Source organism: Acidovorax sp. SUPP1855 (assembly GCF_030158955.1).
Lineage (GTDB): Bacteria > Pseudomonadota > Gammaproteobacteria > Burkholderiales > Burkholderiaceae_C > Paracidovorax.
Genome location: NZ_BQXI01000043.1, coordinates 21,480 through 30,862, shown reverse-complemented (window position 1 = coordinate 30,862; position 9,383 = coordinate 21,480). Strand labels below are relative to the sequence as shown.

Annotated in this window: 8 protein-coding genes and 1 pseudogene; 4 read left to right on the top strand and 5 right to left on the bottom strand. The window is 69.2% G+C overall.

The window, feature by feature from the left end; genetic code table 11:
• Nucleotides 1-124 precede the first annotated feature (124 nt).
• The 5 genes and pseudogenes from AVMA1855_RS24135 to AVMA1855_RS24115 form a co-directional block, all read right to left on the bottom strand.
• Nucleotides 125-715, bottom strand: a pseudogene (locus AVMA1855_RS24135) (amino acid ABC transporter ATP-binding protein); the annotation flags it as partial.
• Nucleotides 712-1,425, bottom strand: coding sequence for an amino acid ABC transporter permease (locus AVMA1855_RS24130; protein ID WP_284427631.1), 714 nt, complete (start codon nt 1,423-1,425; stop codon nt 712-714). The gene AVMA1855_RS24130 and the pseudogene AVMA1855_RS24135, both read right to left, overlap by 4 nt.
• A gap of 173 nt (nt 1,426-1,598) precedes the next feature.
• Nucleotides 1,599-2,300 (bottom strand): amino acid ABC transporter permease, encoded by a 702-nt coding sequence (locus AVMA1855_RS24125; RefSeq protein WP_284427630.1) that lies wholly within the window; start codon nt 2,298-2,300, stop codon nt 1,599-1,601.
• A gap of 153 nt (nt 2,301-2,453) precedes the next feature.
• On the bottom strand, nt 2,454-3,281 hold the full coding sequence (locus tag AVMA1855_RS24120) for an ABC transporter substrate-binding protein (protein ID WP_284427629.1): 828 nt from the start codon (nt 3,279-3,281) through the stop codon (nt 2,454-2,456).
• Between the two features lie 163 nt (nt 3,282-3,444).
• On the bottom strand, nt 3,445-4,344 hold the full coding sequence (locus AVMA1855_RS24115) for a LysR family transcriptional regulator (protein ID WP_284427628.1): 900 nt from the start codon (nt 4,342-4,344) through the stop codon (nt 3,445-3,447).
• A 168-nt stretch (nt 4,345-4,512) separates the two neighbouring features.
• Between AVMA1855_RS24115 and AVMA1855_RS24110 the strand changes: the two genes are divergently transcribed.
• The 4 genes from AVMA1855_RS24110 to AVMA1855_RS24095 all read left to right on the top strand — a co-directional run bounded on the left by AVMA1855_RS24110 (nt 4,513) and on the right by AVMA1855_RS24095 (nt 9,278).
• A complete protein-coding gene (locus AVMA1855_RS24110) occupies nt 4,513-6,048 on the top strand; it encodes an MFS transporter (protein WP_502870374.1) in 1,536 nt (511 codons plus the stop codon).
• A 23-nt stretch (nt 6,049-6,071) separates the two neighbouring features.
• A complete protein-coding gene (locus AVMA1855_RS24105) occupies nt 6,072-6,488 on the top strand; it encodes a group II truncated hemoglobin (RefSeq protein ID WP_284427626.1) in 417 nt (138 codons plus the stop codon).
• Between the two features lie 118 nt (nt 6,489-6,606).
• Nucleotides 6,607-7,080, top strand: a complete 474-nt coding sequence (locus AVMA1855_RS24100; RefSeq protein WP_284393513.1) for a RidA family protein — start codon at nt 6,607-6,609, stop codon at nt 7,078-7,080.
• Between the two features lie 131 nt (nt 7,081-7,211).
• Entirely contained in the window at nt 7,212-9,278 is a 2,067-nt protein-coding gene (locus tag AVMA1855_RS24095; protein WP_284427625.1) for a bifunctional 2',3'-cyclic-nucleotide 2'-phosphodiesterase/3'-nucleotidase, read from the top strand.
• The last annotated feature ends 105 nt before the right edge of the window (nt 9,279-9,383 follow it).

Sequence of the window (9,383 nt, the reverse complement as noted above, 5' to 3'; positions counted from 1 at the left end):
GAGCAGCGGCCCCACCTGTCCCTAGAATACAAAACGCCCGATGCGGTGCACCGGGCGTCTCTTGCAAGCCAATTACGGCTAGGGTTCAGTCCCGCATAGGTGTCAACCTATTCCAGGACGGGTCACCCATTTCGTGCGTCACGCAGACCATGGTCATGCCGCCCTGGGCCAGATCGCGCATGGCCACCAGCACCTCGCCCACCATCTCGGGGTCCAGCGCGCTGGTGGGCTCGTCGAACAGCATAAGCGGCGGCTCCATGGCCAGGGCGCGGGCGATGGCCACGCGCTGCTGCTGGCCGCCCGAGAGTTCGCTGGGCCATGCCTGCGCCTTGTGCGCCAGGCCCACGCGGTCCAGCAGGGCCAGGGCCCGCTGCTCGGCCGCCTGGCGCGACAGGCCACGCAACTGGATAGGGGCCAGCGTGCAGTTGTGCAGCACCGACAGGTGCGGAAACAGGTTGAACTGCTGGAACACGAAGCCGATGCGCGAGCGCAGCGCGTTCACGTCCACGCCCGGCCCGTGGATGGGCTGCCCGCCGATCAGGATGTGCCCGCCCTGGATGGGTTCGAGCCGGTTGAGCGTGCGGATCAGCGTGGACTTGCCCGAGCCCGAGGGCCCGCACACCACGACCACCTCGCCCTGGGCGATGGTTTCGGTCAAGTCCACCAGGGCGTGGTAGCTGCCGTACCACTTGTTCACGCCGTGCAGTTCGATCATGTCGCTCGGAGTCCGGAAGAAGAGGAGGGGGCCGCGCGCCGCGCCAGCCGGCGCTCCAGCGCGTAGGCCAGGCGCGACAGGCCGAAGCACAGCACGAAATAGGTCAGGCCCAGGATGCCGAACACTTCGGCCGGGCGGATGAAGACCTGGGTGTTGATCTGCGTGGCGATGAAGGCCACCTCCGTGAGCCCGATGATGTAGCCCAGCGAGGTCTCCTTGATGGTGACGACGAACTGGTTCACCAGCGAAGGCAGCATGTTGCGCAGCGCCTGCGGCAGCACCACCCGACGCATGGCGCGGGGGTACGATAGGCCCAGGGCGCGGGCGCATTCCATCTGCCCGCGCGGCAGGCCCCGGATGCCGGCGCGCACGATCTCGGCCAGGTAGGCCGCGTTGAACACCACGAGCGCGACCAGCATGGTGGTGAACTGGTCGGTCTTCACCCCCGTCACGCTGGGCAGGAAGAAATAGGCCCAGAACACCACCATCAGCAGCGGCGTGCCGCGCACCACGAAGACGATGGCCGTGACCGGCCAGCGCACCGAGCGCCACGGGCTCACGCGCGCCAGGCCGAACAGCACGCCCAGCGGCAGCGCCAGCAACAGGGCGCCCGCCGCCAGCAGCAGCGTGAGCGCCAGGCCGCCCAGCGGGCCATTGGGGTACTGGCCGACGAGAAAGTACAGCCAGTAGGTATCGATCAGTTCCAGCATGTGTGCCTATCCGTTGTTCACTGCGCTGCGCATTACCTGCGGCGCATCAAACTGGCGCTGCCAAAGCCAGTGCCCCCGTGCAAGGGCCGCCCCGCCGCACTGGGGGCGTCCCCCTCCCGACTCGCGCAGCGAGACGAGAGAGGGGGAAGGCGCGAAGCGACTCAGGGGGTGTTTCATCCAACCATCCGCACGGGGTAGCGATGGTGGTACCAGCTCGCCAGGCCCGTGATGAGCAGCGACACCGTGAGGTAAGCGGCGCTCGCGAAGGCGAACGCCTCGATGCTGCGGAACGTGGCGCTTTCCACCTTGGCCGCCTGGTACATGAGTTCGGCCACGCCGATCACGGTGGCGATGGAGGTGTTCTTCCACAGGTTCAGTGCCTGCGAGATGAGGGGCGGCACGGTCACGCGCAGCGCCTGGGGTAGCACCACACGCCGCATGGTGGCGAGGAACCCCAGCCCCAGTGCGCGCCCCGCCTCCATCTGCACCGTGGGCACCGCGCGGATGCCGCTGCGGATGTCCTCGGCCATGAAGGCCGCGGTGTACAGCGACAGCGCGACGACGGCCGCGGCCGCCTCGGCATGGCCGCTGTCGTACAGCCACTGCTTCGCGGCCTCGGGCAGCAGTTCAGGCGCGCCGAAGTACCAGAACAGCAGGTGCGCCAGCAGCGGCACGTTGCGCATGCCCTCCACGAAGGCGAAGCCGGCCCAGCGCAGGGGCGCCACCGGCGCCAGGCGCAGGAGCGCCACGACCAGGGCCAGGGGCAGGGCCAGCACCAGCGAGACGGCCAGCAGCTGCAGCGACAGCAGCAGGCCGCCCACCATCATGAGGTGGTACTTGCCGCTCAGCAGCAAGGAGTAATCAAACAAAGGCATGCATGCCAGTCATTCGGAAAACGCCGCACGCGGGGCATGCGGGCGCGGCAGCCCGCCACCGGGGTGCCTGCCACACGGCGGCCCGCATGCGCCAATGGCATGCCCGCCGCCCGTGCGCTGCCCCCGGCGGCCATGCCGCCATGGGTGCGTCCATCAGCCGTCGATCTTGTCCGATTCGAACTTGAAGGGGCGGGTGGTGAATTGGATCTTGGTGCCGGGGCCGTACCACTTGAAGAAGATCTTCTCGGCCTCGCCAGACTTTTCCAGCTCGCGCAGCGTGTCGTCCACAATGGATTTCACGGCGGTCTCGCCCTTCTTGATGCCCAGCGCCAGCGGCTCCACGCTCAGGTTGGTGGGCAGGATGGCGTAGTCCTTGTTGCGCTCGCCCAGCTTGCCGAAGTCGTCGATCAGCGAGGACTCGTCGTTCACGTAGCCCACGCCCTTGCCTTGCTGCAGTGCGAGGAACGCCTGCTGCGTTGTCTCGAACGTCACCACCTCCACGGTGGGCACGGCCTTGCGCACGTTGGGCTCCTGCGTGCCGCCCTTGACCGTCACCACACGCTTGCCGGCCAGGTCCGCCACGTCTTTGATGCCGCTGGCCTTCTTGACCAGCACCTTCTGGCCGGTGACGAAGGTGGTCAGCGAGAAATCGATCTGCGCCTCGCGTTCCTTGTTGTGGGTGAGCGATGCGGCCAGGATGTCCACGTGGCCCTGCTGCAGTTCGGGAATGCGCGCGGCCACGGCCAGTTGCTTGAACACGGGCTTGACGCCGATCTTCCTGGCGATCACCTTGCCCAGGTCGATGTCGTAGCCGATCAGCTCGCGCGTCTTGGGGTCGATGAAGCTGTTGGGTTCGTCGGTGCCCAGCACGCCGACGACCAACTCGCCCTTCTTTTTGATGTCGGCCAGCTGGTCGGCGTGGGCCACGCCCGATACGGCGAACGCGGCGGCGACCAGGGATGCGATGAAGCGGATGCGCATGGTGTTCGTTCTCTCTCTCCGATGGATGAAGCCCGAAGGCTATGCCTGCCACGGGCAGAGAGGAACGTCGCTTTTTTCATAATCAAACTCGCCGAACGCGCTTGGCTCGGCGGCGGTTTCCGTGCGGCAGCCCGGCGCGCCTGGGGATGCTCGGCGCCCGGAGTCAATCCGGCGTGGGTGCGGGCGCCGCCTGGAACAGCCGCTCGCCGATGAAATCCACGAACGCCCGCACCTTGGGCGACAACTGCCGGCTCGACGGCCACAGGGCCGAGAACTGCCCGGTGTGCACCAGGTGCGTGGCCAGCACCTGCCGCAGTTCGCCCCGCTCGATGGCATCCCGGGCCAGGAAGTCGGGCATGTACGCCACGCCCATGCCGGCGATGGCGGCACCGCGCATGGCCTCCATGTTGTTGCATACCAGCTCGGTGGGCAGCGGCTGCGGCAGGCCGGGCAGCACCCAGTCGTGCAGCTTGCCGCCGCTGGGAAACTTGAACACCAGGCAGGCGTGCTGCGCCAGGTCGGCCGGCACCTGGGGCGTGCCGCGCCGCGCCAGGTACTGCGGCGAGGCCACCAGCACGAAGCGGAACGGCCCCAGGCGGCGCGCGACGAGGCCCGAGTCGGGCAGATCGCCGCTGCGGATGACCACGTCCAGGCCTTCCTCCACCACATCCACCAGGCGGTCGTTGAAGTCCAGCTCCAGTTCCACGTCGGGGTAGAGGGCCTTGAACTCGGGCAGCACCGGCAGCAGAAAGCGGTAGCCGATGACCGGCAGGCTCACCCGCAGACGCCCGCGCGGGGCCTGCACGGCCGCCTGCATCATCGCGCGGGCGTCCTGCAGCTCATCCAGGATGCGGCGGCAGCGCTCGTGAAAGAGCGCGCCCTCCTGGGTGAGGCGCACCTGGCGCGTGGTGCGCTGGAACAGCCGCAGGCCGAGCTGCTGCTCCAGCCGCGCGATGTTCTTGCCCACGGCCGAGGCCGAGATGCCGAGCGCGCGCCCAGCCTGCGCGAAGCTCGACAGATCGGCTGCGCGCACAAACGATTCGAGGCCGCTGAAGCTGTCCATGGTGGTTGGGGGTGGTGTGAATGGGTTCGGATTGCCAACCCAAGGTTGTTTGTCTGGGGATGTGGGGGCCTATTTTCATCGCATTGCATCGCTTTTATCGTTCATGGGCGTTGGTGGCCTGGAGTCGCCGGCGCCCTTGTCCACTGCCTGAAAGCCGCTGTCCCCGCCATGTCCCCGACCCAACATCCTGCCCGCGCCGCGAAGCCGGCATTCCCCGTGTCCCTCCAACTCCTGGCCGTGTGCCTGGCCGCGCTGGCCATGCCCTTGAGCTTCACCGGCCCGGCCGTGGCCCTGCCTGCGTTGCGCGATGCACTGGGCGGCAGCCCGGTGCAACTGGCCTGGGTCACCAACGCCTTCATGCTGAGCTTCGGCGCCACGCTGATGGCCTGCGGCGCGCTGGCCGATGCCTTTGGGCGCAAGCGGGTCTTTCTGTGCGGCGTGGGCGTGGTGGCGCTCAGCGCGGTCGGGCTGGCGTGTGCCGGCGGCATCGTGGCCTTCAACCTGTGGCGGGCGCTGCAGGGCGTGGGCGCCGCAGCCGCGCTGGCCGGGGGCACGTCGGCCCTGGCGCAGGCCGTGCAGGGCCCGGCGCGCACGCGGGCCTTCAGTTGGGTGGGCACCGCCTTCGGCGTGGGGCTGGCCTTCGGGCCGTTGCTGGCCGGGTGGCTGCTGGGGCACGGCGGCTGGCGGGCCGTGGCGCTCAGCGTGGCCGGGGTGGCGCTGGCCGCGGGCGCGGCCGGTGCGCGGTTCCTGCGGGATTCGCGCGACCCGGGCGCGGCCGGCGTGGACTGGCCGGGCGCGGTCCGCTTCACGGCGGCACTGGCCCTGCTGACGCTGGGCGTGCTGCAGGCCCCCGAGAGCGGCTGGGCCAGCCTGCCCGTGGTGGCAGCGCTGGCGGGCGCTGCGGCCATGGCGACGGCCTTCGTGCGCACCGAGCGCCGCGTGCGACACCCCATGCTCGACCTGTCGCTGTTCCGCTACCCGCGCTTCGTGGGCGTGCAACTGCTGGCGGCGGCGCCGGCCTATGCCTATGTGGTGCTGCTGGTGCTGCTGCCGGTGCGCTTCATCGGCATCGAGGGCCTGAGCGTGATGGCGGCAGGGCAGTTGATGCTGGCCCTGTCGGCGGCCATGCTGTGCGTGCCCCTGATGGCGGGGTGGCTCGCGCGATGGTGGTCGGCGGCGGCGTTGTCCTCCGGGGGCCTCGCCGTGTGCGCGGTGGGGTTGTGGTGGCTGAGTGATTGCGCGCCGGGCTCGCCGACGGCGGTGCTGGCCGGGCCCCTGCTGCTGATCGGCGTGGGCATCGGCCTGCCGTGGGGGTTGATGGACGGGCTGGCCGTGAGCGTGGTGCCGCCCGAGCGCGCGGGCATGGCCACCGGCCTCTTCAACACCGTTCGCGTGGCCGGCGAGGGACTCGCGCTGGCCCTGGTGGGCGCCGGGCTGGTGGCGCTGCTGGCCCTGCAGTGGCCGCAAGTGCCGGGGGGCGATGCGGCGCGCGCCGCCCAATCCCTCGTGGCGGGGGACCTGTCCCGCGCCCGGGCGCTGCTGCCCCAACTCTCGCAGGCCGAACTGCTGCAGGGCTACGGCCGCGCCTTCGCCGCCTTGCTGCGCGTGCTGGCCGGGGTGACCGTGTTCACGGCGGTGGCGGTGTTCGCCTGCCTGCGGGTGGGCGGTGCACGCGGGGCGGCGCTTTCTACAATCGAGGGCTAGCCGTCTTCCCCCCGCCCGCCTCCATGTCCACACCCGAATCCCCGCCCGCGCCTGCCCCGGCCACCACGCCTTTCGAATGGATCGGCGGCGAAGAGAAAGTCCGCGCGCTGGTGGACCGCTTCTACGACCTCATGGACCTGGAGCCCGGCTATGCCGAGCTGCGCGCCGCGCACGGCAGCACCCTGGCGGACGCGCGCGACAAGCTGTTCTGGTTCCTGTGCGGCTGGCTCGGCGGGCCGGACCATTACCAGAGCCGCTTCGGCCACCCGCGCCTGCGCGCGCGGCACCTGCCGTTCTTGATCGGCATCAAGGAACGCGACCAGTGGGTTGCGTGCATGGACCAGGCCATGGGCGAGACCGGTGTGCCCGCTGAGCTGCGCACCCGGCTGCGCGAGAGCTTCATGGGCACGGCCGACTGGATGCGCAACCGCGGCGGATGACGCGGCACCCCATGGATCGTTTGCTATTCATTTAATAGCACTATGCCCTAGTACCCATTGTGCTGGGGGCACTTTTTTTTCAACTCCCTCCACCGTTCCACACCCGAGGAAATATTCCATGTCCTGCGATGCACGGTTCGAAGAACAGGCGCTGGCCCTGGGCCACCGCTTCGATGGCGAGATCAAGATCGGCGGCAACTACGTGCCGCTGGTGCGCGACGGCCGGCAGATCTACCTGAGCGGCCAGATCCCGCGCGTGGGCGACACCGTGGTGGTCACCGGCGCCGTGGGCGCGCAGGTGCCGCTGGAGCGCGCGCAGCATGCCGCCCAGGTGTGCGTGATGCGCGCCCTGGCGCTGCTGCAGCGCAGCCTGGGCACGCTGGACGCGGTGCGCGCCGTGCCGCGCATCACGGTGTACGTGCAGTCCGCGCCCGGCTTCACGCAGCAAAGCGAGGTGGCCGATGCGGCCTCGCAGGTGCTCTTTCACGTGCTGGGGCCGGTGGCCGGGGCGCACACGCGCACCTCGGTTGGCGTGCTGCAGCTGCCCAAGAACGCCTCGGTGGAGGTGGACCTGATCGCGTCGGCGGACTGACGGCGCGCAGGCCGGCGGGGCGCGGGGCCCGGGCGGGTCGGTGACTGCGGGCGGGCGGGCCACGGCCGCGTCATGCCAGTGTCAAACGGGTTCGTGACACTCTCGCCTTTACCCACCACCCAGGCCATTGCATGCTGGACACCCTCCCACGCCAAGACCTCTCGCCGGCCACCCGCCGGACCGCCCTCACCGCATTCACCGTGATCGCTGCCGCCACCCTGCTGGCCGCCTGCGGCGGCAGCAACGACGACGGCAACAACAACGCCGGCGCCACCGCCACGCTGGCTGTGCTGGAGACCACCGACCTGCACTTCAACGTGCGCAGCTACGACTACTTCAAGCTCGCCGAAGACAAGAGCTACGGCTTCGAGCGCACCGCCACGCTGGTGCGCCAGGCGCGCAAGGAGTTCGCCAACACGCTGCTGGTCGACAACGGCGACACCATCCAGGGCACGGCGCTGGCCGACTACGAGGCCGTGGTCAAGGCCATTCCCTGCACCCAGCAACTGTCCATGTACAAGGCCATGGGCGCTTTGGGCTTCGATGCCGGCACGCTGGGCAACCACGAGTTCAACTACGGCCTGCCGTTCCTCAACCAGGTGCTGGGCGGCGGCATGGAGGTCGATGGCGTCGATGCCGCGCAAAAATGCGCCGGCGCCGGCTACCCCGCCGTGCTGGCCAACGTGTACAGCAGCAAGACCAAGAAGCCGCTGGTGCAGCCCTACACCATCCTGGAGCGCACGCTGGTCTCCAAGGGCGCGGACGGCAAGGAGGTCAAGCTGCCCATCAAGGTGGGCGTGATCGGCTTCACCACCCCCGGCATCATGAACTGGGACAAGCGCTACCTCGAAGGCAAGGTCTACACCGAAGGCGCGGTCGAAGCCGCGCAGAAATACGTGCCCGAGCTGCGCGCCAAGGGCGCCGACATCGTCGTGGCCCTGCTGCACGGCGGGCTCGATGCGGGTGCCTACTCGGCCACCATGGAGAACCCGGGCCTGTACCTTTCCAAGGTCGCCGGCATCGACGCCATGGTCATGGGCCACCAGCACAGCGTGTTCCCCGACACCGCGGCCGCGCCGGCCTATTCGCAAACCGGCGTGGACAACAAGGCCGGCACCATCAACGGCGTGCCCGCCGTGATGGCCAGCTCGTGGGGCAAGGCGCTGGGCGTGATCCAGCTCGCGCTGAAGTGGGACGGCAAAGCCTGGGCGGTGGACAAGACCGCCACCAAGAGCGAGCTGCGCAACATCCAGGGCAAGAACGCCGCGGGCGCCACGGTGTATGTGGATGCCGACCCCACCGTCGCCCCCCTGATCGAGACGCAGCACCAGGCCGCCATCGCCTACGTGAAGACGCCCATCGGCAGCACCGACTTCCGCATGAGCACGCTGTTCGCCGACGTGGGCGACCCCGGCGCGATCCAGATCGTGAACCAGGCCCAGCGCGACTACGTGGCCGCCTACGTGGCCGCCAACCTGCCGCAGTACGCGCAACTGCCCGTGCTGTCGGTGAGTGCGCCGTTCAAGTCGGGCTTCCAGGGCGGGGCCGACTACACCGACGTGGCCACCGGGCCGCTGGCGATCTACAACGCCGCCGACCTGTACCTGTACCCCAACACCGTGTACGCGGTGAAGGTGAACGGCGCCGACATCCAGGGCTGGCTGGAGGCCGCTGCCAAGCGCTTCAACCAGATCGACCCGGCCAAGACCGCCGAGCAGCAGCTCATCAGCACCTTCCCCGGCTACAACTTCGACATGTTCACCACGGCCGACGTGCAGTACGAGATCGACGTGACGCAGCCCACCGGCCGCCGCATCAAGAACCTGACCTACAAGGGCCAGCCCATCAATGCGGCGCAGGAGTTCGTGATCGCCACCAACAACTACCGCGCCACCAGCGGCAAGAGCTTCATCGACAAGCTGGACGGCTCGGGCACCATCTGGGCCTCGCCGGACGCCAACCGCGACGTGGTGATCGACTACATCCGCAAGAACGCCAACGTGACCCGTGCCGCCAACGGCGCGGCCAAGAGCTGGCGCTTCACCAAGGTGGCCACGGCCGGCCCGGTGGTGTTCAGCTCCGGCGCCAACGCGCTGCCCGTGGCCCAGGCCGCGGGCCTGGCCAACGTCACGCTGATGGCGGCGGACGACGGCTCGGGCAAGGGCATGTCCAAGTACCGGCTGGACCTGTCGAAGTAACCGGCCGCCGGCCAGCGGCAATGGCTGGCCAGCAACGCCAAACGACCGGGCCCCGGCATGCACATGCATGCCGGGGCCCGGTGCTTTTTTCAGGGCCGGTGCGGG